We start from the raw sequence: 25706 nt of genomic DNA, 5'->3' as shown, positions 1-25706 counted from the left end.
TCCGCGATGACGATCAAGCTCCGGGAAATCTTCGAGAAGCCAGTCGACCGCGCCATCGAGGGCGTCATCAAAGCCGATGACGAGGCAAGCCTCCGGCTCGAACTCGAGGAATATGTCATCACCAACGAGGTCGAGAAGCGGCTGGAGCAGTTTCTCGACGCCTACAACAACTATGAGACCGCGAACGGCGTATGGATTTCCGGCTTCTTCGGATCAGGTAAGTCGCACCTGCTGAAAATGCTGGCCCTCGTTCTCGAGAACCGCCAGGTGGATGGGGTGCCTGCCCTCGACATCTTTCTGGAGAAATGCGCAGGCAATGAGATCCTGCGCGGCGACCTCAAGCGCGCCGTCGCGATTCCTTCAAAGAGCATCCTGTTCAATATCGACCAGAAGGCTGACGTCATCAGCAAGACGCAGGTCGACGCCCTCCTGTCGGTGTTCCAGAAGGTGTTCGACGAGATGTGCGGTTACTACGGCAAGCAGGGCCACATCGCTCAGTTTGAACGGGACCTCGACAGCCGGGGCCTCTATGCCGCCTTCAAGGATTCGTATGCCCGCATCGCCGGGAAAGTGTGGGAGCGCGGCCGGGAGCAAGCCCTGCTCGAAGGATCCGCCATTGCCAAAGCCTATGCGGAGGCGAGCGGCGCCGATGAGGCATTAGCGGAGGGGATCCTCAGCAAGTATCGCAGCGACCACAAGGTCTCGATCGAGGACTTCGCACAGCAGGTGAAGGATTACATCGACCGGCAGGGTCCCGCCTTCCGGCTGAATTTCTTCGTTGACGAGGTCGGGCAGTACATCGCCGACAACGTCAAGCTGATGACCAACCTGCAGACCATCGCCGAGAGCCTCAACACCAAGTGCCGTGGTCGGGCATGGATCATCGTCACCGCACAGCAGGAGATGAAGGCCGTCATCGGCGACATGACCCAGAGCCAGGCGAACGACTTCTCCAAGATCCAGGCCCGCTTCGCCAACCGAATGCCGCTGACCAGCGCCAATGTGGACGAGGTCATCCAGAAGCGACTCCTAAAGAAGACGGAGGACGGCGTCGGCACACTCTCCGACCTGTACCACGAACAGTCCAACAACCTTCGGACGCTGTTCGATTTCTCTGACGGTTCGATCCAGTTCAAGAACTTCAAGGACCGGGATAATTTCATCCAGAGCTATCCCTTCATCCCCTACCAGTATGAGCTATTCCAGCTCGCCATCCAGAACCTGTCAGGGCACAACGCCTTTGAGGGCCGGCACAGCTCAGTGGGCGAGCGGTCGATGCTCGGTGTCTTCCAGGAGGTCGCCGTTCACATCGCGCACCTGGAGCTCGGCGGCATCGCGCCCTTTGACCTCATGTTCGAAGGGATTCGCTCCGCCCTCAAGTCGAGTGTCCAGCAATCGATCCAGCTGGCCGAGCGGAACCTCGGGGATCCTTTCGCCGTCCGGGTGCTGAAGGCACTGTTCCTGGTGAAATATGTTCGCGCGTTCAAGCCGACCGTCCGGAACATCTCAATCCTGATGCTCGAGCGGTTCGACCAGGACATCTCCGCGCTGCGCAAAAGCATCGAGGCCGCGCTCGCGGTGCTCGAGCAGCAGACTTACATCCAGCGCAATGGAGAGCTCTACGAATTCCTGACCGATGAGGAGCAGGATATCGAGCAGGAGATCAAGAACGTCGCCGTGGATTCCACGGAGGTTGCCCAAGAGCTCGAATCTCTGATTTTCGACACGATCGTCAAGACGAGAAAGATTCGGCACGACGCCACGGGGCATGACTATGCCTACGCCAGGAAGGTCGACGACCGGCTCGCCGGGCGCGACTACGAGCTCTCCATCAACGTGCTCACCCCCTTCTACGAGCACGCCGAGAATCCCGGCACGGTACGGATGCAGAGCATGTCCCGGGATGAGCTAGCGGTCCTGCTGAAGCCAGACAGCAGGCTGATGAACGACCTCCTGACGTACAAGCGGACGGACAAGTATGTCCGCCAGAACCGCACCGTCAGCGACCAGCCGACTGTCGAGAGGATCATCAGCGAGAAGGGGCAGCAGAACGCGACGCGTTACCGCGACCTCACCACGAGGCTGAAGACGCTGATTTCAGAGGCGCAGCTCTTTGTCAGAGGCGAGGAGATCGACATCCGCAGCGACGATGCCCAGATGCGCATCATGCGCGCCTTCCAGAGCCTAGTGGACAAGGTGCACGTCAATCTGGGAATGCTGCGGGGCCTCACCTACTCCGAGGCTGATATCGGCAAGTATCTGAAGCAGGCCGAGGATGGCCTGTTCGGGTCGGATGCCGCGGGGCTGACCGAGGCCGAGCAGGAAATCCTCAATTTCGTCCAAGCCAACAGCCGGACTGGTGTCCGGACGACGGTAAAGGCAGTCTTGGAGAAGTTCGAGCGCAAGCCCTACGGCTGGTCTTACCCTGCCGTTCTCTGCAACGTCGCCAGCCTGTGTGCTCGGGGCAAGCTCGAGTCCAGATCGGATGCGAATGTGCTCGAAGGCGCAGCGCTCGAACGAGCCCTGAAGAATACCCAGGCACAAGGCAACATCGTTCTGGAACCGCAGGTGGAGTTCTCGCCGGCGCAGGTAAGGCAGCTCAAGGAGTTCTACACCGAGTTCTTCGATGCCCAGCCTTCCAGCACCGACGGCAAGGCTCTCGGCAAGGAAACAGCGGACGCCTTCCAGAAGGTGATAACCGAGATCCGAGAATACGAGGCCCGCAAGGATTCCTACCCCTTTGTGTCCGCACTCGAGCCGGTCCGCGAGGCGGTCGGAGCCGTTTCCGGAAAGGCTCCCGGCTGGTATCTCACCGATCTCCGCCTTCACCAGGACAGGCTGGCCGACCTCAAGGAGGAGGTCCTCGATCCCGTCCGCAAGTTCTGGAATGGGGCGCAGCGCACGATCTATGATGAGGCGCGGACGTTCCTCAGCGAGCATAGGGCAAACTTTGCCTATGCCGGCGCCGAGCTGTCCGAGCGCATTTGTGCGGTACTGGACGGCCCTCGCTGCTTCAAGGGTGGCGCCATCCAGCAGATCAAGGGCGCTCTGGACAGTTTGCGATCCGAAATGGACGCCCGACTTGCCGAGGAACGCGCCGCGGCGAAGGCCGAGATCGCAAACCTGAAGGCCAAACTCGAATCCTTGCCCGAGTTCTCCAAGCTGCCGGAGACGGAACGCGCGGCAATTCTTGGCGATGCTGATGCGGCGATGGCTACCATCAAAAGCGCCAGCCTCATCGCCATGGTGCGGGAAAGGGTCGCCGCTTTCCGAACCACCACCTATCCACAGCTCCTCTCCCGCGTGGCTGCCTTCGCCGCGAAACTTGCACCGGTGGAGGAACTTGTCGAGGGCAGCTCAGCCACCGGAGGCTTCGGTGATCGGGCAACTCCTCCCCCGGCACCACCGCCACCGGCGCCTCGGTTCATCGCCGGCGCTTCGGTTAAGGTCTCCTTTCCGAAGCCCTACCTCGCCGACGAGGCGGATGTCGAAAACTACCTCAATTCCATGCGAAAAGCGCTGCTGGCGGAGATCCGCAGCGGCAACAGGATTACTGTCTGATGGATGCCACTGCCCCCAGGAAGCTCGACACTTCCAGCCTGAAGAAGTTCGCCCAAGCCGCGCGCCGGACGCTGATCGAGCAGGTTTCCACCAAGCTCGACCAGGTGCTGGCCGAAGGCAGCGCCGCCCGCCGCGAGCAGCCGCAGGCGGTCAAAGAGCTGGAGAAGGAGATTGCCAATGATGGCCGGGAGCAGGTCGTCGACCGCGTCGCCTACACCTGGTTCAACCGCTTCTCGGCGCTCCGCTTCATGGACGTCAACGGCTACACAAGGATTCGCGTGGTTTCGCCCGCGGACGGGCAGACCCGACCCGAAATCCTCGCCGAGGCTTCCGCCGGCCACATCGACGAGGACGTGCCAAACGCGACTCGGCAAAAGGTTTCCGCCCTTCTGGAGGGGCGCTCCCCGAGCCTGGACCCGCAGGGCGAATCCTATCGGCAGCTGCTCGTCGCCGCCTGTAATGGCTGGCACGGCGTCATGCCGTTCCTGTTCGAGAAGATCGCCGACTACACCGAGCTGCTGATGCCGGACGACCTCCTGTCCGCCAACAGCATCCTCGCCCGAATGCGGGAGGTCATGACCGAGGATGCCTGCCGCGATGTCGAGATCATTGGGTGGCTCTACCAGTTCTACATCTCGGAGAAGAAGGACGAGGTGTTCGCTTGGCTGAAGAAGAACAAGAAGATCACGCCCGAAAACATCCCCGCCGCGACACAGCTTTTCACCCCGCACTGGATCGTACGCTACCTGGTTGAGAATTCGCTCGGCCGTCTGTGGATGCTAAACCGCCCGAACTCGCGCCTCCGGGAGCGGATGGACTACTACATCGCCCCTGAAGAGCCGGAGAAGGATTTTCTGCGCATCGCCTCGCCGGAGGAGATCAAGGTCTGCGATCCAGCCTGCGGCTCCGGTCACATGCTGACCTACGCCTTCGACCTCCTCTACGCGATCTATGAAGAGGAGGGATACGACACGTCCGAGATCCCCGCCCTAATCCTGACGAAGAACCTCCACGGCATCGAGATCGACGAGCGCGCCGGTGCCCTTGCGGCATTTGCGCTTATGATGAAGGCGCGGGGTGTTCAGCGGAGGCTCTTCCGGAGGGATGTGAAGCCCAACATCTGTGTCCTTGAGAACGTATCCTTTGAGGCAGGGGAACTAGCGGAATATACCGCCGCCGTCGGGCGCGACCTGTTCAGCGCCGATCTGCGCGAGACCCTCGGCCAGTTCGCCGAGGCCAAGAACTTTGGCTCGCTGATCGTACCGAAGCTCGAAGACGTTGCTGAGGTGTCGCGAGTGATTGCGGGGAAACAGTTCGAGGGCAACCTATTTCTGCATGACATCCATGCTCGGGTGCAGTTAGCGCTGCGGATGGCCGAGGCCCTCTCGCCGAGATATCACGTGGTGTTAGCCAACCCGCCGTACATGGGAAGTGGCGGCATGAACGCCTCGCTCGCTAATTGGGCTAAAAAGATTTTTCCCGATAGCAAGACAGATCTCTACTCAATGTTCATGGAAAGATCATTCAGATTAGTCATCACAAAGGGCTTCGCAGCCATGGTGACTATGCAGAATTGGATGTTTCTGTCGTCTTTCGAGAAATTGAGAATAAACATTCTCGAGATACACTCAATCCGCTCATTGATCCAGATCGGATACAACAGTTTTCCCGAGATGAACTCGAAGGTTGCGCAAGCCGCCTCCTTTGTTATTCAAGCTTATGGCGATACTGATACTGCGGAATTCTTTAATCTTAATGACGCGGCGCAATCTGCCAACAAACGGGTAATATTTGAGAGAAAACTAAGGACAGGCGACAAGCACGTAATCAACCAGAGTGATTTTAGCCACATTCCAGGTTATCCAATTGCATATTGGGTGACAGGTACCTTGAGATCTATTTTTAAGACCTGTGATAGACTTGGTGTCTTGACCAAGCCGAGGCAAGGGCTTGCCTCTGGGGACAATGACCGCTTCATGCGCTATTGGCACGAAGTAGCTCGGGCAAAAACTTCTTTCTCGCAAACTGACTACAAGAGCGCAGTCACCTCCGGATACAAATGGTTTCCACACAACAAGGGCGGGCCTTATCGGAAGTGGTATGGGAACAATGAGTACGTCCTTGCATTTGACCAAGAGAATTTCGATGCCCTTTCGGGTATGGGAAACCACCTTCCTTCAAGGCAGCTTTACTTCAAACCCGGGATGAGCTGGACCGCCCTGACTAGCGGTCGGTTTAATGGACGTATCACTGACAACTCCATTTTTGACGCGAAGGGACCGGTGCTGTTTGCGAATCCAGACCAAGACATCAACTACTTTGCAGCATTCTGCAATTCGGCGGTCGCTACAGAGATCCTGAAAATCTTGGCACCAACCCTCGATTTCAATCAGGGGCCAGTTGGAAATCTGCCGATCATCAACGAAGAGCGCAGTGCGCATCTCCCTTCTGTTTCCGATCGGACGCTAAGATGTGTTTGCCTTGGCCGGTCCGATTGGGATGCCTACGAAACCTCCTGGGATTTCACCAGCTCGCCGCTGCTCTCGCCGGCTTATAGGGTAAAGACGCTGGAAGGCTCTTATGCCCGTCTGCGCGCCCACTGGCGTCACCAGACGCTCGAAATGCAGCGGCTGGAGGAGGAAAACAACCGCATCTTCATCGATGCTTATGGTCTGCAAGAAGAATTAACGCCCGAGGTCCCGCTCAACGAGATCACCCTCACCTGTAACCCCGCGTACCGCTACGGCAAAAAGCATGAAGAAGAGTTGGAAGTTCGCCTGCTCACCGACACTATGGCTGAGTTCCTCTCGTATGCCGTTGGCTGCATGTTCGGCCGCTACAGCCTCGACGCACCTGGCCTGATCCTCGCTAATCAGGGCGAAGGTTTCGAGGACTATCTGAATCTCGTTCCGGAGCCATCTTTCCTGCCGGATCGGGACAATGTGCTTCCCGTGCTCGACGGCGATTGGTTCGCCGACGACATTGCCGACCGGTTCCGTCGTTTCCTGCGCGTGACTTTTGGCGAAGAGCATTTCGCCGAAAACCTGGCCTTCATCGAAACGGCGCTCGGAAAAGACATCCGCCGCTACTTCCTGCGGGACTTCTACGAGGGCCACGTGCGCCGCTACAGGAACCGGCCGATCTACTGGATGTTCTCCAGCCCCAAGGGCAGCTTCAATGCTCTCATCTACATGCACCGCTATCGGCCGGACACAGTCGGCACAGTGCTGAACGGCTACCTGCGCGATTACCGCACCAAGCTCGCGGCACACCGCTCACAGCTCGAAACGCTCAGCATAAGCCCCGATGCCAGCCAGGCGGAGAAGACCCGGGCTTTGAAAGAGATCGAGCGCCTCGGCACGGTCATTGAGGAACTGGACGCCTATGAGCGCGACGTCCTCTACCCGCTGGCCACCCAAAGGATCGAGATCGACCTCGATGACGGCGTGAGGGTGAACTACGCCAAGTTCGGCAACGCCCTGAAGCCGATCAAGGGCCTGAGCGACGTGGACGACTGAACATGCAGGACCGTATCGCGCTCGGGCTGGCGAGCCAGTTCGAAAAACACAGGATCGTATTCTGGTACGATGCGGAGCGGGATCTTCGAGAGGCGTTCGAGGCCGTCATCCTACCCGATGTCGAGAAGGTGGAGATCGCCAACAACGAGTTCGGCCTCAAGCATCGAATCCTGCGGGGGCAGCCGAAGCAGAGGTTCCTTCTCTACAGGCACGGACCCGAGCCGGAGCCGCTGGAGAACTGGCTGCTCGACGTGCAGCTCGCCCACGGCATGTTCCGCACCGACCAGACCGCCATCTGGCTGAGCGAACTGGGACTCGGCATCGCCTTCGCAGATCTGGTGAAGGAGCATGAGGAGTTCTTCCGCGCGACCAAGCGTGTCGAGCAGCTCAAGCGGCTCATGAAGCCGGACGACACCAAGAGCGCGCTGCGCCTGAAGATGCTCGCGGTCTGCGCCGGCGCAGACCCGAACTTCGACGCGGTCGTCGAAAACCTCCTCGAAGATCTGGCGGCCGAGAAGGACGACAGGCTGCGCCTGATCACCCGCGTCAGCCTTGCGGATTTCCTCTGCGAGCAGATGGGCCGCCATTACGGCTACCGGGCACTGGAGCCGGGCATCCAGGACTTCGCCCTCGAGTTGTTCAAGTCCTGCTACGCCGCAGGCGTCGGGGCGGATGCAAGACTCTCCACCGAGGCCGTGGTCTTCTTCCGGAGGTGGAAGAACAGCCGGAACGCGGCCGCATCCTTCGAAACCCTGTCCGAGGAATATTCCGATGTCTTGGGGATCAGGTCAGACCTGGAAAAGCGCGATTTCCGCACGCTGATCGAACTCGACTATTTCCGGGAGATCGACCGGGAGATCATCCGCAACCTGGTCGGCGAGTTGAGCGGCCAGACGGTCGCCTACGCCGACGTGACTGCATGGATTCGCCAGCGGCGACAGAGCCATTGGTATGGCGAATTCAAAACGCTCTACCAGTCTCTCGGCCACGCCGCCGAATTCCTGCAGGCCATGGCCCAGGTCGATCTCGGCATGGATTCCCTTTCCGATGGGGTTCGCCGCTATTCGCAGAGCTGGTTCCGCATCGACCAGCTTTATCGGCAGTTCGTCCTTAATATGCAGCAGTCGGCCCAACCGTCCTTGCTCAGCGGCCTGACGGAGAAGATCGAGAACCTCTATGTAAACAATTACCTGCTGAAGCTGAACGACATCTGGCAGACGCATGTCGACCGCGTTGATCGCTGGGAGGCGCCCCCCTACCCCCGCCAGCGGGAATTCTACTCCACTCAGGTTTCGCCGTTCCGGCGCAAGGACCTGAAGCTGTGCGTCATCATCTCGGATGCGATGCGCTTCGAGATCGGCGAAGAACTCCTCGGCCGCATCCGCAGCCTGGACCGCTATGACGCCGAGCTCGCGCCGGCGCTCTCATCGCTACCCAGCTACACCCAGCTCGGCATGGCCTCGCTCCTGCCCAACAAGGAAATCCGCATCGCCGACAACGACACCGGCGTGGTTATGGTCGACGGCCTCAGTTCTCAAGGACTCGCCAACAGGCAAAAGATCCTAGAGGCGAGCGGTCGGACCGGTGACCGCGTTCACGCCATGAAGTCAGAGGAATTCATGGACATGAAGGGCGACGAGGCGCGCGCCCTGCTGCGGGAGAACGATGTCGTCTACATCTATCACAACCGCATCGACGCCATGGGCGACAAGACTGTCTCCGAAGACCGTGTGTTCGAGGCGGTCGAGGACACGCTGGACGAGCTGATCAAGCTGGTCAAGAAGCTCACCGCAGCCAATGCAAGCAACCTGCTCCTGACCGCCGACCATGGCTTCATCTACCAGCACCGCCCCATAGAGGAGAGCGACTTCTCCGGCGCGGAGGTCGGCGGCGAGACAATCCTCTTCAGGGACCGGCGATTTGTCCTCGGCAAAGGACTCCAGCCTCATCCCGGGCTGCGGAAGTTCGATGCGACCAGCCTTGGGCTCGAGGGGGATGTCGAGGCCGCCATTCCGAAATCCATCAACCGTCTCCGGCTGAAGGGCTCAGGCAGCCGATACGTTCACGGCGGCGCCTCGCTCCAGGAAATCGTCATCCCGGTCCTGACGGTCAACAAGAAGCGGCAGAGCGACCTGTCCGCAGTTGAGGTCGAGATCGTCGGCAGCTCCAACAAGACGATCACCTCGAGTCAGATATCGGTGCTGTTCTACCAATCCTCCCCCGTCACCGAGAAAGCGCAGCCGCGGCGCCTGCGCGCCGGCATCTTCTCCGCAAGTGGAGACCTAATCTCCGACAGCCAGGACCTGTTGTTCGACTTCCGGTCGGAGAACCCCCGGGAACGCGAGATGCCGGTGCGATTCCTGCTGTCGAAGAAGGCGGACGACTTCAATGGCCAGGAAGTGACACTGCGGCTCGAGGAGCAGCATGCTGGAACATCCCACTACAAGGATTACCGCAGCATGCGGTATGTCCTACGCCGAAGCTTCACGAACGATTTCGATTTCTGAGGAGGGCCCGGTGAACGCACTGGACCAAAAGATCAACGAGCGGTTCCCCGGGCTGGTCGTCCGAAAGGACCTCGTCAAGGCGGTCAAGGGGAATGCCATCGTTCCCACCTATGTGCTCGAATACTTGCTTGGCCAGTACTGCGCGACCAGCGACGAAGCCTCGATCCAGTCCGGCATCGAGACCGTGAAGGAGATCCTGCGCAAGCACTACGTCCACAGGAACGAGGCCGGCCTGGTTCGCTCCAACATCAGGGAGAAGGGACGCTACAAGGTCATCGACAAGATCAGCGTCGCGCTGAATGACAAGAACGACGCCTATGAAGCCGAGTTTGCCAATCTTGGCATCAAGAAGGTCATCGTCGACTCCGGGACCGTGAAAGCACATCCGAAGCTCCTGGTGAGCGGTGTCTGGTGCATCAGCGACGTTGAGTACGAGCATACCGAGGACAAGAACGTCTCCCCCTGGATCCTCGGCAGCCTGAAGCCGATCCAGCTGTCCCACTTCGACTACGAAGCCTATCTGGAAGCGCGGCGGGGGTTTACGACCGACGAATGGATCGACCTTCTGGTGCAAAGCATAGGATTCGATCCGGCACACTTCGGCCGCCGCAGCAAGCTCCTGCAGCTGATGCGGCTCATCCCCTTCGTCGAGCGGAACTACAATCTGATCGAGCTCGGTCCCAAGGGTACGGGCAAGTCTCATATCTATTCGGAGTTCTCGCCCCATGGCATCCTCATCTCGGGTGGCGAGGTCACCGTCCCGAAGCTGTTCGTGAACAACAGCACCGGCAGGATCGGGCTGGTCGGCTACTGGGACGTCGTGGCTTTTGACGAGTTCGCTGGACGCCAGAAGCGCGTCGACAAGGCGCTTGTTGACATCATGAAGAACTACATGGCGAACAAGACGTTTTCCCGCGGCGTGGAGACATTGGGCGCCGAGGCGTCGATGGTGTTCGTGGGGAACACGAAACACAACGTTCCTTACATGTTGAAGCACACCGATCTGTTCGAGGAGCTTCCCGAGAAGTACTACGACTCGGCCTTCATCGACCGCCTCCACGCCTATATCCCGGGATGGGAGGTCGACGTGATCCGCGGCGAGATGTTCTCAAGCGGCTATGGCTTCGTCGTCGACTATCTGGCCGAGATCCTGCGCCACCTCCGGAGCGACGACCATTCCGACCGCTACAGGGATTCCTTCCAGCTCTCGGCCGATATCTCGACCCGTGACCGCGACGGGATCAACAAGACCTTCTCCGGCCTCATGAAGATCCTATTCCCGGGCGGCGGAGCTTCAGCGGAAGAAATCGAGGAGTTGCTCCGGCTGGCCATCGAGGGGCGCAAGCGCGTCAAGGATCAGTTGATGCGCATCGACACCACCTACCCGGACACCGATTTTTCCTACATGCCGTCGGACGGAAGCAGGGTCGCGGTGACAACGCTCGAAGAGGACGAGTACCCAACTTATTACCACCGCCGAGGGGCGGCCGGCACAGACAGCGGCCAGGTTTCGGAAGGCGCCGAGAAGCTTGCTCAGCAGGATTCGTCACCCGGCGCAGCCCATTACGTGACGCCCCAACCGGCAGGCCCGCGGGAAGGGCACAAGGTTTTTAGCGAGAACCAGAAGGGCGTGTCCTTTGACCTGCTGTTCGGACCCTACATCCGGGGCGCGAAGCAGATCACGCTAACCGATCCCTATCTTCGCTTGTTCTACCAGGTTCGAAACCTGATGGAGTTCGTCGAGACCGTAATGAGACACAAGCCGCCCGAGGACGAGGTTGATCTCCACGTCATCACAGCGCGGGACGACCTCAAGGGCGAACAGCAGCAGGACAATTTGATCACAATCGAGGACTCATGCGTCGGCTCCGGCATCAATTTCACCTGGGAGTTCGACGCCACCGGTACCATCCATGCGCGCCACATCGTGACCGATACAGGATGGAAGATCTCCCTGGACCGGGGACTCGACGTGTTCCAGCCATACGAGATGAACAACGCCTTCAGCTTCGCCAACCGACTTCAGGAATTCCGCTCGGCCAAGGCGTTTGAAGTGACATACATGCGGATTAGTTGAATTCTCGTATCAGCGGTCCGCGGCGCGGCGGGTCCGGCCACCGCAACGCGCACCAGAAGACGATCGAAAAAGGAAGCGATGAACGAAATCCACTGCGCGGGATGGACGTGCGCGGTGACCCGGGGACCAACCCGAATGAGGTTCACGGCAGGACTCAGGTGGATGTCAGAGATCGGATAACGGTCATGGTTCGCACTTCGCCGACTGGTCCACCCATCCCCGGCTAGAAAAGGCTGGAATTGGGTAACAGATTTCAGCAAAGAGTTTTGGTCGCGTAAACAAGGTGGCTAAGCGCTTTTTAGTCCATCTTGACGTATGTGGGCTTCAGACTGGGTCTACGCTTTATTCGAATAATTTGAGCTGGGGGGAAGTCGATGGAAATCGCACCGGACAAACAGAATGTCGACCGAGTTTTCTCTAACACAACATACTACATCGACTTCTATCAGAGAGAATACAAATGGGATTACGAGCCTGTTAATAGATTACTTGATGACATATTTTATGCGTTCGCGGAGGCCTACAAAGGGCACAGCAAACTGGACCCAGGTCCTGAGGTAATCGGCGCTAAATACCCTTGGTACTACCTAAACACGTACGTTACGAATACCATTGACGGTCGTGTTTATGTTGTCGACGGTCAGCAGCGGCTGACTACCCTGACGCTGATCCTGATCAAGCTGCATCATATGGCTGCGGCCGAGCAGTCTGCTCTTGCCGACTGGATTAAAGGCAAAATCGCTGGTCACGACGGGTTTAAGAAGCGATTCTGGATGAACCACGAGCGGCATATCGCGACGCTCCAGGCTCTCTTCGAAGGCCAGGATGAAATCCCGACGGACAGCGGCATCACCGCCTTGAACATGTTGGATAACTATAATCTGATAAGCGAAACGTTGAATGGACGGCTTACCAGCAAGCACAAGCTTGAGACGTTTGCCTTCTATTTCCTGCACCGGCTCGTGTTGATCAATTTGTCGGTCGCGCAAACCGACGTGCCAATGGTCTTCGAGGTTATTAATGACCGTGGTGTGCGCCTCCGCCCTTACGAGATTCTAAAGGGAAAGCTACTCGGACAAATCGACAAGGTTGAACTCGACGCGAACGACTACAACGGACTTTGGGAGAAGAGTGTGCAGTCCGTGAATCGCTTCCGTACGGATGAGATTGACACTTTCTTCACCTACCTGCTCAAGGCAAAATTCTCAAGTTCTCGTGGAACAGCGGAAAGGTTTGACAAAGACTACCACCGAGAAATGTTCAAAAATGATGTCAACGACACCCTTAGCCTTGACCACAACGCCAGTGCCGTTAAGGCCTTCATTTCCAAAGATCTTCGCTATTTCACGTCACTCTATGCGCGGATACAGGAAGCAGCACTGGGCGTACAGAAGTCGCTTGAGCACGTCTACTACAATCGGCTCAATGGCATGGACAGCCAGAACCTGCTGATCTTGTCCGCATGCGTCGTCGATGATGACGAAGAGGACGAGAAGATTCGTCTCGTTGCCTTTCATCTCGACAGGCTTTTCGCCCTGCTGCGACTGCAGCGTGCCTACGACAGCAACGAATTCAACGATGCTGTCTACGAGGTCTCGAACGAAATCCGTGGGAAGCCTGCGAGCGCCATCCCGCCCGCATTCGAGAAGAAGTTGCTCGAGTTGCTTTCAATAAGGAGGGGCGTCAAAGTACTTGACGCATTTGAATACGCGCAGTTCAAAAACACGTCGATTACCGACGTCCCGACACGATTCACGCGATATTTCTTCGCGCGCCTCGATGAGTTCCTCGCAACTGGCCTTAACAAGCCCGCCTATAAGGTCGACGATCTGGTGACCAAGACAGGTGCTGTCAACGGCTATCACATAGAACACATCATGTCCTACAACCCTGAGAACATAGCCTTGTACGAGGAGAATGAGGAACAGTTCGAGATCGATAGGAATCGGCTAGGAGCCGTCTTACTGCTCAAGGGAAAGGACAACATTTCCAGTGGCAACGAAAGCTACGGTGATAAGCTGAAATCGTACGCAGGCACGCTATATTGGAACGAGACACTCAGGGCGGATGCCTACAAGGCCAAGCTCGACTTTACCGATTTAATAAAAAAGTATCAGCTTGCCTTCGAACCCTATGAAAAGTTCGGCCCAGAGCAAATCGAGAACCGCCAAAAGCTCCTTTTCGCCTTGAGTCAAATAATCTGGAGCTAAACCGCAACTCGGCAAGCACCTGGGAAGAGGCAAAGACAACTGAACCCGTTTTGGTTGCGGTGGACGCATGGCGTGTGTTGGAGACCTGGCGGGTCAAGCCGACCGTTTGATCAATTAGTGTCCACTCTCAGGGAACGGCGAAGCCTAGTCGAATTACCGCTGTACGGGCGGCGTTGCTGTCGCCACTTCGCGTCTGTGAGTGACCGCTTCTGGATTTGGCGCGCTAAGTCCAGAACGGCCGCAATGGGGCGCATTGCTGCCGCGCAGTAATGAGCATGGCAGCTATTCTCCAGCTCTGACCCCGCACATATAGCGGGGTGGAAAGCCATCCACCGCATCAAAAGCGGAACTGATTGTTTGACAGGATGCTGAAGCGGACGGTCACCGAGCTGCCTGACCGGATGCTGGTCATTGACCGCTATCGATAGTTGCAGTGGGGGACACTTCGAATTTTCGTCGCGCATGTCAGTGGACTGGCCGTGACGCTATGACTTGAACGCCTCGAGGGGCCCTGATGGCTCGGCTCCCGGCCGCATGCGCCCCGTACTTGCACGCGCATGCGGGTTGCGGGCGGCGACGGCACTCCCCGGCAAGCGGATTCTCGCTCTCAGGCCCCCTTCCGGACGGTTCTCCAGATGCAACTCCCCTCCGATGCGCTTGAGCGCCATTTCGGCAATTGCGAGGCCAAGGCCGGATCCCATCGACGTCTTGTTGCGGCCCCTGAAGAAGCGGTCTCGAACCTTGTGAATCTCGTCATTGGGGATCCCTGGACCGGCGTCGTCGATTCCCACGACGACGGCGTTCGCATCCCGCTGCAGCCAGCAGTTTACCGGGTGGCCGGGAGGGGAATGCAGGACGGCGTTTTCGAGGAGGTTTCTAGCGGTCAGCATGAACAGTGAGCCGTTCACCGACAGCGTGACCGGGAACAACTCCTTGGCAAGGACGATTGGCGACTTGTTCGGATGGTGGTGAGCGATGTCCTCTGCGACAGCTTCCAGGGCGGAGCCGACGCACACGGCATCGTCCTCTCCGCCGAACTCCCCGCTCTCCGCGTTGGTGAGATCGGTCAGTTGACGTATCAGCCTGGCGGTCCGATCGACTCCGACGGCAATCTGTCTGAGCGCGTTCTCCCGGACGGTTTGATCAGGATTCGCGAGCGCGATCTGCGCCTGCGTCTTCAACCCGGCAATCGGCGTGCGCAGTTCATGTGCGGCGAAGGCCGTGAAGTCCCTCTCGCGTTCCCGGGCGGCTTCGACACGGGCGAAAAGCCCGTTCAGGGACCGGACCATCGGTGCGATCTCCGACGAGCTGCCGCTCTCCTTGAGAGCGCTGAGGTCGGACGCGGACCGCAACTCCAGCGACCGCGCCAGGGAACTCAGTGGCGCCAGTCCCTTCCGGACGCTCAACCAGATCAGTCCGGCCAGCACAGGAAGCATGAACAGTCCCGGCACCGCAAGTCCCCGGATCACGTCCGCCACAAGGCTGTCCCGCACGCTGAGACTGTCTCCCACGAGCACCCGCATTCCGAGTTCGGCGTTCTCGACTGCGTAGACCCGCCACTTTTCGCCGTTGACCATCGTTTCTGAGAAGCCGGACCCGCCTGGAGCCATCGACTGCAAGGGCGCTCCGTCCGAATGGCTCACCAGCGTGCCGTCAAGCGCCCATATCTGGCAGGCGAGCTGCCTGTCATAGGAGGGATGCGACACCACCATGTCCGGAATGAGCGAGCGATCAGGCAGGGCGGCCAGTTCCTGCCTCGCTAGCAGGGAACTCACCATGCGCGCGGCCTCGCTGAGCCGCGCATCCAGCACGCGCTGGACCTGCGCGTGGGTGCTAAGGGAAATCCAGGCTGCGGCCGAAATCCAGACCACGCCCGTGGTCAGCATCAGGATCAAGAACAGGCGGGTGCGGATCGAGTTCATCAGGCCGCATCCGACAGGCGGTAGCCAACGCCGCGTACCGTCTCGACCACGCCCGGCCCAAGCTTCGCCCGCAGATTGTGAACGTGAACCTCGATCGCGTTGCTCTCGATGTCTTCCTGCCACCCGTACAGACGCTCCTCGAGTTGGATTTTCGAGAGTATCTGCCCAGGCCGATCGATCAGCGCATGAAGAATCGAGAACTCCCTCCGCGACAGCCGCATCGGCTCGCCGTGTCGCGAAACCGCCATGCTGGCCGGGTCGAGGACGATCTCGCCCCATTGCAGGGTCGCGGACGAATGGCCGCTTGCGCGCCGGATCAGCGCGCGCAGCCGGGCGGCCACTTCGTTCAGATCGAAAGGCTTTCCAAGGTAGTCGTCCGCCCCTGCATCGAGACCTGCGATGCGATTGGAAACGCCGTCGCGCGCGGTCAGCAGCAGCACCGGCTCTCGCGACCGTCGCTTCCGCATCTCGGCGAGAACGTCGAGCCCTGATCCGTCGGCGAGCATGAGGTCGAGCACCACCGCATCGAATGCGGCCGCGCGGAGCGCTGCGGACGCGTCGGCGCAGGACGTCACCGGTTCGACGGTGAAGCCCGCCATCCCAAGCCCCACCTGCAGTCCGTTCAACAGAACCTCGTCATCCTCTAGGACCAGCACTCTCATCCGTTGCCCATGGCTCCTTTCGACATCCCATTCGCCACCTGCCCAACCTTAAGCCAGCCTTAAGGTAGGAACGGGACGACGCAGCCACTTACCCCACAGGATGGAGCAAAAGAATGTCGGCATTTACGCGCAGAGGGGCGATGGCGGTGCTTGGCGGCGCGATCGGGATGCTGACCACGGGAAGCCTGGCGCTGGCCCAGGGTATCGAGGTCACCAAGGAGATGATCCTTAACGATCCGGCCGCGCCGACCGGTGGAAACCCGAACGGCGACGTCACGATCGTGAACTTTACCGACTACAACTGCCCGTACTGCAAGCAGGTGGCTCCGATTCTTGCTCGGGTCATCGAGGAAGACGGGCGCATCCGGCACGTCTACAAGGACTGGCCGGTCATACGGCCGACATCGATCGACGGGGCGCGGCTCGCGCTCGCCGCGCACCACCAGGGAAAATACGAAGCCGCTCACGCCGCCCTGATGGGAATTCCCGGCAGCGGCATCGCGGCCGACCAGATGCGGTCGGCGCTCGGCGATGCCGGTATCGACATGGCACGCCTCGACAGCGATCTCAGTGCCCGGAGCGGGGAGATCGAAGATCTGATCAAGCGCAACTTGGCCCAGGGAGATGCCCTCGGCCTCACTGGAACTCCCAGCTTTCTCATCGGGCCGTTCCGGCTGTCCGTGCTCGACTACGACGGCTTCAAGCAGGTGATTGCCGACGCGCGGGCAAGCCAGCAAGACAAGAACGGCTGAGCTTCAGCCAACCATACACATACGATCGTGGTGGGCGGAGGCCAGACCGCGGACTGCCAAGGGGGCAAATTTGCGTTTCATTGCATACTCGCGAAGCGTTCCGCTCGCGATACTGGTCGCCGTCGCGCTTGCTGGATGCTCGACGTCGGCTACACCGTCACGTCCGGAAACTGCAGCCACTATAGTCACTGCCAATGCGGCTCCAATCGCGGTTTTTCAGCCTGCGGAACGCGATCCGGTCACCATGTACCGGGAAATGGACGACAAAGGATTCACGATAGCGGCAGTGAATGCTTCCGGGATGAATCCTGAACATGTCAGGCAGGTGGTCGACTACCCGACGACCCAGGTACCCGGCACCGTTGTCGTCGACCAGACGACCCGCTTCCTCTATTTCGTTCTGCCTGGAGGCAAGGCGATCCGTTATGCCGTCGCCGTCGGGCCGGTCGCACGCGCGTTCCCGGGCGAAGCCGTGATCGCGCATAAGGCCTCATGGCCCCGCTGGACACCGACGCCGAACATGATCAAACGCAACCCTGCGCAGTACGAGCGTCACCGTGGCGGGATCGACGGCGGCCCGACGAACCCCATGGGCGCGCGTGCGCTCTACATGCACCAGAACGGCGTCGACACCTATTACCGGGTACATGGCACGACCGATCCCTCGTCCATCGGCCGAGCTGTCTCGGCAGGCTGTATCCGGCTGCTCAACCAGGACATCATCGACCTGCATGCGCGGGTCAAGCCTGGGGCCAAGATCGTGGTCCTTTGATCTCGACACAGGGGCTGCAGCCTTAAGCTGGGTTTAAGCTGCAGTCCGTTTCTCCGCCTGATCGTCGAGAAGATCCGGCCGCAGATGGAGTGACAATGAAACCACCAATTTCGATTTCTAGGCGCGCGATGCTCGTTGGAGCAGGCTCTTTGGCCTTGTCGGGATGCATGTCGGCACCGGCGCGGATGCCCGCAGCCCAGCCAGCGCCTCCGACGCCGAAGCTCGTGGTCCCGTTGATGTACGCCGCGATGCCGGACGAACAGTTCCCGATTCCGGAGGTGAAGATCTCCCAGATCGACCAGCGGTTCTGGCGAACGGAAGTCGATTACCCGACCAACGAGGTGCCTGGCACGCTGGTCGTGGATACGCCTGCGAAGTACCTGTACCACGTTCAGAACGGCGGCCGTGCTACCCGATACGGCATCGGCGTTGGCAGGGATGGGTTCGCCTGGTCGGGCTCGGCGCGCGTTGCTTACAAGCGAAAGTGGCCACGCTGGACCCCTCCGGACGAAATGGTGGCCAGGCAGCCTAAACTCGAGCCCTACAGCATCGCCAATGGCGGCATGGGCCCGGGACTGACCAACCCTCTCGGAGCGCGTGCGCTCTACATCCATGAAGGCAATCGCGACACGCTCTATCGCCTGCACGGAACACAGGAAGCATTCTCGATCGGCAAGGCAGTCTCCTCCGGGTGCATCCGCATGCTGAACCAGGATATAATCCACCTTCACGATCAGGTCCGGGACGGCAGCAAGATCGTCGTCATCCCGGATCCGACAATGGCGCATCTTCTTGTTGGCTGAGCCTTGGGATCGGCCAGCGATGGCCGAGGGCGGCCGACAGGGCCGCCCTTTCAGTCGCGATGCAGGTCAGCGATCTTGCGTTCGAAGACTTCTCTCGAGATCTCCCCGATATGCGCGTCCACGAGCTCGCCATCGCGGCCGATGAAAAGCGTAGCGGGCATGCCCACCGCCTTGTAATGCCGTCCGAGCACGCCGAGGCTGTCGAGCAGGAGGCTTGGCGGATCGATGCCCTCCATGGCCAAGTACGATCGCACGCGTGGCGCATCCTCGCCCTGGTTCGCGAAGACGAAAATGATCCCTTCCGAGGCTTTGGCGGTTTCCACCATCATCGGCATCTCCCGCCGACAAGGAGGACACCAACTCGCCCAGAGATTGATCACCATGGGCTGCCTTCCAAGGCCTGCGAGAGAAACATTGTCGCCAGCGAGAGTACGGAGTGGCTGCTCCGGAAGCGGGATGGCTTCGACGCCGCTCGTAAGCAGCATGGCCGAGTGCCAGACGAACAGGCCGACCGCGAGACTGGCAAGTCCCGCAGCCTTGGCAAGGCCGTCCCGAACCAAGGGTAAAAGCAGTATCACCGCGGCGGCCACGCCTGCTGGCCAGTAGAACCCGCCCTGCCACAAGGCGAGAATGCGAGACGGTTCCAGCGAGAACGTATCCCAATGGATCGCCACATGTCCGGCTCTGGCGGCTGCAAGTCCCGCAAACAGGGCAAATGATGACCACTTAGCCAGGGACTCGTCGAGCTTCCTCGCGATCAATCCGGAAACCACGAGGAACGCCATGATCCCGGCAACCGCGCTTGCCCTGTCGGCAGCCAGGACCAGCGGTCCGATGGAGACTGCGTTCATCGGGAGACCAGTGCTGCCGAGCGGGCGACGGCGGCCACGGAGACTTCCCCCACAAGCCGGGTGTCGGCCACCTCGCGGCGGGAACCGCTGAAGAACACCATTGTCGGGGGGCCTGCGACCTTCAGTTGTCCAAGGACGGCTTGGGATTCCTCGTCAAATTCCGTGACGTCGAGCTTGACGAGCCTCATCCCCTCCAGTGCCGCCACCACTTCGGCATGCGGCAGCACGGACCGCTCGATCGTCCGGCAGATGACGCACCAGTCGGCCATGACATAGACCAGAAGCGGCTTCCCGTCTGCGGCCTGGAATTGCTCGACGAGATCTGCAGCCGAACGTGCCTTGTGGAAGGTGAGCGGCGATTTCGGCGGGACCTGCGCGGTAATCGATATCCGCGCCGTCGCCTTCATGATCCCGGTGCCGTCGGCGGCCAGGCCGACAAGGCCGCCACCGGCGACAATCGCGATCATCTGCGCTGCCGTCCTTGAGGTGCGAGTGCGTGCCCGCACGACCAGGTCGGCGGCCAGCACAAGCACCAGCATCGCGTAGAGCGCCACGTCGAACCCCATGGGCATCAGCGGGGTCGCGATCCAGCTCGCCATTCCGATGAAGGCGAAGCCGAACAGCCGGCGCACCGTTTCCATCCATTTCCCTGCCTTTGGAAGAAACCCGCTGCCTATCGTCGAGAGGGCTATCAGCGGCAGGCCCTTGCCCAGGCCGAGCATGAAAAGGGCGAGCGCGCCAACGCGCCAGTCTCCGCCTTGGCCGATGTAGAGCAGCGCGCCTGCGAGGGGTGCCGTCACGCAAGGACCGACGATCAGAGAAGAGGTGAAACCAAGTGCGGCGGCCTGCCCTACCGAACCGCCCTGCCGCGCCTGGAGCTTCGATGCACGCGACGTGACGAAACCTGGCAACTGCAGCTCGAATGCGCCGAAGCTCGCGGCGGCGAGCACGATGAACAGGACGGCCATTGCCAACGTGGTCAGCGGCGACTGGAGCGCGAACTGGATGTTCTGCCCTGTCCAGCCGACCACCGCGCCGACCAGTCCGAAAGCGAATGCCAGCGAAAGCACGTAGGCGGAGGATAGGACGAACCCTTGGGCGGCATTCGGGCCCGCGCCGCCCCGTCCGAGCATTCCAAGCACGATCGGGTACATCGGGAACACGCAGGGCGTGAAGGCCAGCAGCAGGCCGAAGCCAAGGAACGAGATGGCGGTCCAGACCGGATTGCTGCCCCTCAAGATCGCTGACGACGGGTCGGCATCATCCGCAAGGACAATTCCCGCATCTGCCAGCGACGCGCCATCGCCGCCACGCCTATCGACGGTTGAGCTCGCCGCGGGCCCGGTCTGAATTTCGAGCGCTGCCAGGTCGACGTAGCGAACTTCCGGCCGATAGCAGATGCCGCCGTCCTGGCATCCCTGGAAGGTGACTTGCGCCGTCCCGCTCCGGGCAGGCACGGTTACGATCGCCTGGCGATACAGGACTTCAACATCACCGAAGCCCGGATCGCTCTTCTCGACGCCTTCTGAAACGTCAAAGACAACGCCTTCGCCGTTGATCGTGATGCTAAAATGGTCGCGGTAGAGATAGTAGCCGTCAGCGACTTGCCAGGTCAGTGCCGTGCCATTGCCTGCCCTCGACGCCTCGAGCACGAATGCCTTGTCGACCTCCATGGGCTCCGCCGGCATCCCGCTGGCAGCACCCGTTCCCAGGCACAGGGCTGTGACTATCGCGGCTATCGTTTTGATCATGCGGAACCTCATTCTGTCTCGACTGAGATTCCGGGCGCAGCTTAAGTGACGCTTAAGGGTGCGGCTGCCGCTGCTTCATCTGCCCGATAGCACGTCCATCAAGCCCGGCATCCCAGCATCGTCCTCATGTGCCCATGGCGACCAATGGCGGCAACGCGGGAACAAAGCGTCTGCGTGAACAAGAGCCCACCGCTTGGAGGATGCTGGCAATGGCCTATGCGATAGCGCTCCCAGGATGGGGGCCGTTTCCTGACGGTCCGGTTTGGGGCGTTTGGATTAGGATAGCTGCCGTTAATCATGGGCAACTTCGTGTCCGCTACCGTCCCACATTTCGGCCGTCTGAGCTTTGCGTCGAGCCCAAATCGTGGTGTGTACTACCTTCCTCGGTCATGAAGCGATCCGTCACTGCTCAGCCATAGACCGTCGGTAAGGTATACATCCGCCCCATCGTCGTCCGATGAAATGGCTTCGTAAAGGTCAATCATCTCATCTGCACTGCCGGTGACACGTTCGCTCCCGTCGAACAGATCGAAGAACCTCTCAACAGTCCGAAAGAGAACATCACGGAGGTCCTCATCGTCGCGCTCACGGACGATCTTGCAGATTTTTACATAGTCCCTGCCGAGTTGATCTTTTGTCTCTCGTCCGTTGAGGCCCATCTCTTGGCAAAGCCGAATAGCAGTTTTGATTAGCCGACGCCTGTCAACACAGACTTCAAAGCGGCCATCATCCTCGCTGGCGGTAGCTGTCATCAACTCCCATCCAGGCTCCCCTCCAAGAATTCGCAAATAGCTGGTACGATCTCGCACCACCAGCAGACTCTCTTCGCTTTCTAGTCCCTTTTTAGTTGACTGGACGATCTCGAAATTCGGATTGTCGAACAATATGCTCTCCCAATTAAACAGGCGCTGCAGAATATTGATGCCTTATTCTTATCTCGCAACGACTTACGGCGTCGGTGGTGGCGAATGACGGCTCATGTCGCATAGTTGTCGATCGTAGCTGGCTGCTGAAATGTCTGCTACCCACCCCAGTCCGACCTTTGAGTTCGGCCCAAATCCACCCCGTATCGGAAATGATTCTCTAAGTCAGCAAGCAAACTAGCTGCTTCTGGAAGCTTGAGCGAGAAAGCAGGCCAGCCGCAACCCGTGACTGATCCGAAGCCGGCGCGGAGGGCCACGTCGTGGCGAAACTGCGAAAAGCGCGAAATGGCACCCCTGGTCACAATCCACGCAGGCTTGCGCCGAAGGTAATACTTCCGCTCAGCACGCCATTCTCGACTCGCCGGGCACCAATATGGCAAGTATTCCCCAAAAATAACGGCACCAGGGGGGCGTATGATCAGTCGCGGTTCGGAATGGCACCGTTGGGAGCCGCATATTCATGCCCCTGGCACCATCCTCAACAATCAGTTCGGGGCAGCCGATCCCTGGGGTGCCTACCTTACGTCGCTCGAAGGGCTGACGCCGAAGGTCAAGGCGGTTGCGGTCACCGACTATTACGTCACCGACACCTACGAGGAGTTCCTCAAGCACAAGGCGGCAGGCCGCTTGCCCGGCGTGAAGCTGGTCTTTCCCAACATCGAGTTGCGCCTAGATGTGGCGGCGAAGTCGGGCTTCGTGAACGTCCACCTTCTGGTCAGCCCCGAAGATCCCGACCACCTCAACGAGGTGAAGCGCATCCTCAAGCGCCTGCAGTTCCACGCGTTCAATGACCGCTTCGATTGCACCCGCGAGGAGCTGATCAAACTCGGGAAGCGATCCGACCAGGCGATCACCGACGACGGCGCTGCGCTCCGGCACGGTGCCACTCAGTTCAAGGTCAACTTCGATCAACTGCGCAAGGTCATCGACGAAAGCGAATGGGCGAAGAAGAACATTCTCATCGCCGTCACCGGCGCGGCCGGAGACGGCACGTCCGGCGTCCGTCAGGCCGCTGACGCCACCGTCCGTCAGGAGATCGAGAAGTTCGCCCACATCATCTTTTCGAGCAGCCCGGCGCAGCGCGAATTCTGGATTGGCCAGCGCGGCGTGACGATCGAGGAGCTGCGCGATCGATATGACGGGTGCAAGCCCTGTCTGCATGGTAGCGACTCGCATGACCAGAAAACCGTGGGCCAGCCCGTCGACAACCGCTTTTCATGGATCAAGGGCGCGCTGGAATTCGATGCCCTCCGGCAAGCCTGTATCGATCCCGAAGGCCGCGCCTATGTTGGCGAGCAGCCGCCGCGTTCGGCGATGCCATCTCAGGTAATCTCGCATGTCCGGATCGACGATGCGGACTGGGCAACCACACCGGACATCCCGCTCAACCCCGGCCTTGTCGCCATTATCGGCGCACGCGGCTCGGGAAAGACCGCGCTCGCAGATGTCATCGCGGCCGGCTGCGATGCGATCACACCCTCCGGATGGGACGCGGACGAAAACATCAGCCCCTCGTTCCTGGCGCGTGCGCGCCGGCTGATTGGCGATGCGACGACCACGCTGACGTGGGGCGGCGGCGCTACGGTCACACGCGCACTCGATGGACGCGACGCTAACGGGCATATGTCGTTTCCACGCGCCCGCGCTATCTGTCCCAGCAGTTCGTCGAGGAGCTGTGCTCGGCGAAAGGCGTTTCGGACGGGCTGGTCGACGAGATCGAGCGGGTGATATTCGAATCGCACTCGCAGGACGATCGAGAGTGGGCGCTCGACTTCGCCGAGCTGCGCGACCAGCAGACCTCACGGTTCCAGCAGGCGCGCGAGCGTGAGGCCGAGGCGATCTCCGATATCTCGGATCGGATCGCGACCGAATTCGAGAAAGAGAGCCTCGTCGTCTCGCTGACGACCCAGGTCGGCCAGAAGAAGAAGCTGATCGCCGACTATACCGCCGACCGCGCGAAGCTCGCCGTCAAAGGGACCGAAGCTCAGGTCGCCCGCCACACGCAACTCAGCGAGGCGGCGCAGAAGCTCAGGAACAGGATCCAGAATTTCGGGAATAAGCGCCGCACTTACGTCGCCTTGCAGGACGAGGTCCGTAGCATGCGGGCGACCGGCGCACCCGAGATGCTGCGCCAGGCACAGGCTCGACACGCCAATAGCGGCCTCGACGCCAAACAGTGGGACGACTTCCTGCTGATCTACAAAGGCGACGTCGACAAGAGCCTCACGGCCTACATTGCGTGGGCGGACGGCGAGGTCCGCAAGCTCAACGGTGAGGCGCCGCCCCCCGGCGATCCGAACGTCGCCCTCATCGCCGACACTGCCGACATAGCGACATTGCCGCTCGCGCCGATCGCCGCCGAGATGACGCGGCTGGAAGCGCTGTTTAGCGCCGACAAGCTGGTGCGCGAGCAATATGCGACCCTGACCGGACGGATCGCACAGGAAAATTCCGCCCTTCAAACTCTCGAAACCCGCCTTACCGATGCGCAGGGCGCGGCCGCGCGACGGAAGGACCTGCAGACCGAGCGCGATGACACCTATGGCCGGGTCTTCGAGGCGATCATCAACGAGCAGGATGCGCTGGCGGGCCTCTACGCGCCTCTGATGGCGCGCCTTGCCGCATCGTCGGGCACGCTGAAGAAGCTGAGCTTCTCGGTTCGCAGGATCGCCGACGTCCAGGCCTGGGGCACCATTGCAGAGGAAGAGCTTCTCGATCGGCGCAAGACCGGGCCCTTCTACGGGCGCGGTGCGCTGATTGCCGCAGCGACGGAGGCGCTCAAGCCTGCCTGGGAGACCGGGACGGCGGCTGAGGTGCAGGTCGCTATGACGGCGTTTATGGCGAAGTACCTTCGGGATCTGCTGTCGCATGCCCCGTATGCGCCGAGGCAGCAGGCCGAATTCCGGACGTGGTCGAAGCAGTTCGCACACTGGCTTTTCAGCACCGACCACATCACCGTCCGTTATGAAATCTCCTATGACGGCGTCGACATCCGAAAGCTCTCGCCCGGCACGCGAGGCATCGTGCTTCTGCTGCTCTATCTGGCGCTCGACGACTCTGACGATCGTCCGCTGATCATCGACCAGCCCGAAGAAAATCTCGATCCGAAATCTGTTTTCGACGAGCTTGTCGCGCTCTTCATCGCCGCGAAGGCGAAGCGCCAGGTGATCATGGTCACGCACAACGCCAACCTCGTCATCAACACCGACGCGGACCAGATCATCGTCGCTGAAGCAGGTCCACATCCTTCAGGCGGTCTGCCGCCCATCAGCTATGTGGCGGGCGGGCTGGAGAACTCTGCAATCCGCAAAGCGGTCTGCGACATCCTCGAAGGTGGTGAAGCCGCTTTCCGCGAGCGCGCCCGGCGACTTCGCGTGCGTCTCGACCGATAGGAGTG

Annotated in this window: 13 protein-coding genes and 1 pseudogene; 9 read left to right on the top strand and 5 right to left on the bottom strand. The window is 60.1% G+C overall.

Features of this window, described 5'->3' with window-relative positions:
- Positions 1 to 6: 6 nt before the first annotated feature.
- The 5 genes from brxC (at position 7) to AC3A4H_RS09445 (ending at position 13873) form a co-directional block, all read left to right on the top strand.
- A complete protein-coding gene (brxC, locus tag AC3A4H_RS09465) occupies positions 7 to 3561 on the top strand; it encodes a BREX system P-loop protein BrxC (RefSeq protein WP_487766470.1) in 3555 nt (1184 codons plus the stop codon).
- Positions 3561 to 7079 (top strand): BREX-1 system adenine-specific DNA-methyltransferase PglX, encoded by a 3519-nt coding sequence (gene pglX, locus AC3A4H_RS09460; protein ID WP_487766469.1) that lies wholly within the window; start codon positions 3561 to 3563, stop codon positions 7077 to 7079. The genes brxC and pglX overlap by 1 nt, the downstream gene beginning before the upstream one ends.
- 2 nt (positions 7080 to 7081) lie before the next feature.
- A complete protein-coding gene (gene pglZ / locus AC3A4H_RS09455) occupies positions 7082 to 9586 on the top strand; it encodes a BREX-1 system phosphatase PglZ type A (RefSeq protein WP_487766468.1) in 2505 nt (834 codons plus the stop codon).
- A 10-nt stretch (positions 9587 to 9596) separates the two neighbouring features.
- Entirely contained in the window at positions 9597 to 11663 is a 2067-nt protein-coding gene (gene brxL / locus AC3A4H_RS09450; RefSeq protein ID WP_487766467.1) for a BREX system Lon protease-like protein BrxL, read from the top strand.
- 374 nt (positions 11664 to 12037) lie between these two features.
- Entirely contained in the window at positions 12038 to 13873 is a 1836-nt protein-coding gene (locus tag AC3A4H_RS09445) for a DUF262 domain-containing protein (protein WP_487766466.1), read from the top strand.
- A 485-nt stretch (positions 13874 to 14358) separates the two neighbouring features.
- On the opposite strand, the gene AC3A4H_RS09440 is transcribed toward AC3A4H_RS09445, so the two are convergent.
- Together AC3A4H_RS09440 and AC3A4H_RS09435 are read right to left on the bottom strand one after the other, a co-directional pair.
- On the bottom strand, positions 14359 to 15795 hold the full coding sequence (locus tag AC3A4H_RS09440) for an ATP-binding protein (RefSeq protein WP_487766465.1): 1437 nt from the start codon (positions 15793 to 15795) through the stop codon (positions 14359 to 14361).
- Entirely contained in the window at positions 15795 to 16457 is a 663-nt protein-coding gene (locus AC3A4H_RS09435; protein WP_487766464.1) for a response regulator, read from the bottom strand. The genes AC3A4H_RS09440 and AC3A4H_RS09435 overlap by 1 nt, the downstream gene beginning before the upstream one ends.
- A 113-nt stretch (positions 16458 to 16570) precedes the next feature.
- Between AC3A4H_RS09435 and AC3A4H_RS09430 the strand changes: the two genes are divergently transcribed.
- From AC3A4H_RS09430 to AC3A4H_RS09420, 3 genes are all read left to right on the top strand, one after another.
- Positions 16571 to 17209, top strand: coding sequence for a DsbA family protein (locus AC3A4H_RS09430; protein ID WP_487766463.1), 639 nt, complete (start codon positions 16571 to 16573; stop codon positions 17207 to 17209).
- A 70-nt stretch (positions 17210 to 17279) separates the two neighbouring features.
- Positions 17280 to 17981, top strand: coding sequence for a L,D-transpeptidase (locus tag AC3A4H_RS09425; RefSeq protein WP_487766462.1), 702 nt, complete (start codon positions 17280 to 17282; stop codon positions 17979 to 17981).
- A gap of 95 nt (positions 17982 to 18076) precedes the next feature.
- Positions 18077 to 18784, top strand: coding sequence for a L,D-transpeptidase (locus AC3A4H_RS09420; protein ID WP_487766461.1), 708 nt, complete (start codon positions 18077 to 18079; stop codon positions 18782 to 18784).
- A 50-nt stretch (positions 18785 to 18834) separates the two neighbouring features.
- Here the strand turns inward: AC3A4H_RS09420 and AC3A4H_RS09415 are convergent, their stop codons facing one another.
- The 3 genes from AC3A4H_RS09415 to AC3A4H_RS09405 all read right to left on the bottom strand — a co-directional run bounded on the left by AC3A4H_RS09415 (position 18835) and on the right by AC3A4H_RS09405 (position 22270).
- On the bottom strand, positions 18835 to 19635 hold the full coding sequence (locus AC3A4H_RS09415) for a TlpA family protein disulfide reductase (RefSeq protein ID WP_487766460.1): 801 nt from the start codon (positions 19633 to 19635) through the stop codon (positions 18835 to 18837).
- Positions 19632 to 21386: a protein-disulfide reductase DsbD gene (gene dsbD, locus AC3A4H_RS09410; RefSeq protein ID WP_487766459.1), complete on the bottom strand. Its 1755-nt coding sequence runs from the start codon at positions 21384 to 21386 to the stop codon at positions 19632 to 19634. Before dsbD ends, AC3A4H_RS09415 begins: the two co-directional genes overlap by 4 nt.
- Positions 21387 to 21760: 374 nt before the next feature.
- On the bottom strand, positions 21761 to 22270 hold the full coding sequence (locus AC3A4H_RS09405; RefSeq protein WP_487766458.1) for a hypothetical protein: 510 nt from the start codon (positions 22268 to 22270) through the stop codon (positions 21761 to 21763).
- A gap of 453 nt (positions 22271 to 22723) precedes the next feature.
- Here AC3A4H_RS09405 and AC3A4H_RS09400 point away from each other — a divergent pair.
- Positions 22724 to 25701 (top strand): annotated as a pseudogene (locus AC3A4H_RS09400) (TrlF family AAA-like ATPase).
- Positions 25702 to 25706 lie beyond the last annotated feature (5 nt).

The sequence above is a fragment of the Pseudaminobacter sp. Soil_N_29 genome (assembly GCF_057656055.1).
The sequence above is the reverse complement of the archived record's forward strand: the minus strand, read 5'-3'. Positions and strand labels throughout refer to the sequence as shown.

Coding starts and splice junctions, on each gene's coding strand:
- dsbD (WP_487766459.1), bottom strand. CDS start 21,386: ATGATCAAAACGATAGCCGCGATAGTCACAGCCCTGTGCCTGGGAACG.
- AC3A4H_RS09430 (WP_487766463.1), top strand. CDS start 16,571: ATGTCGGCATTTACGCGCAGAGGGGCGATGGCGGTGCTTGGCGGCGCG.
- AC3A4H_RS09420 (WP_487766461.1), top strand. CDS start 18,077: ATGAAACCACCAATTTCGATTTCTAGGCGCGCGATGCTCGTTGGAGCA.
- pglZ (WP_487766468.1), top strand. CDS start 7,082: ATGCAGGACCGTATCGCGCTCGGGCTGGCGAGCCAGTTCGAAAAACAC.
- pglX (WP_487766469.1), top strand. CDS start 3,561: ATGGATGCCACTGCCCCCAGGAAGCTCGACACTTCCAGCCTGAAGAAG.
- AC3A4H_RS09445 (WP_487766466.1), top strand. CDS start 12,038: ATGGAAATCGCACCGGACAAACAGAATGTCGACCGAGTTTTCTCTAAC.
- AC3A4H_RS09435 (WP_487766464.1), bottom strand. CDS start 16,457: ATGAGAGTGCTGGTCCTAGAGGATGACGAGGTTCTGTTGAACGGACTG.
- AC3A4H_RS09415 (WP_487766460.1), bottom strand. CDS start 19,635: ATGAACGCAGTCTCCATCGGACCGCTGGTCCTGGCTGCCGACAGGGCA.
- AC3A4H_RS09440 (WP_487766465.1), bottom strand. CDS start 15,795: ATGAACTCGATCCGCACCCGCCTGTTCTTGATCCTGATGCTGACCACG.
- brxC (WP_487766470.1), top strand. CDS start 7: ATGACGATCAAGCTCCGGGAAATCTTCGAGAAGCCAGTCGACCGCGCC.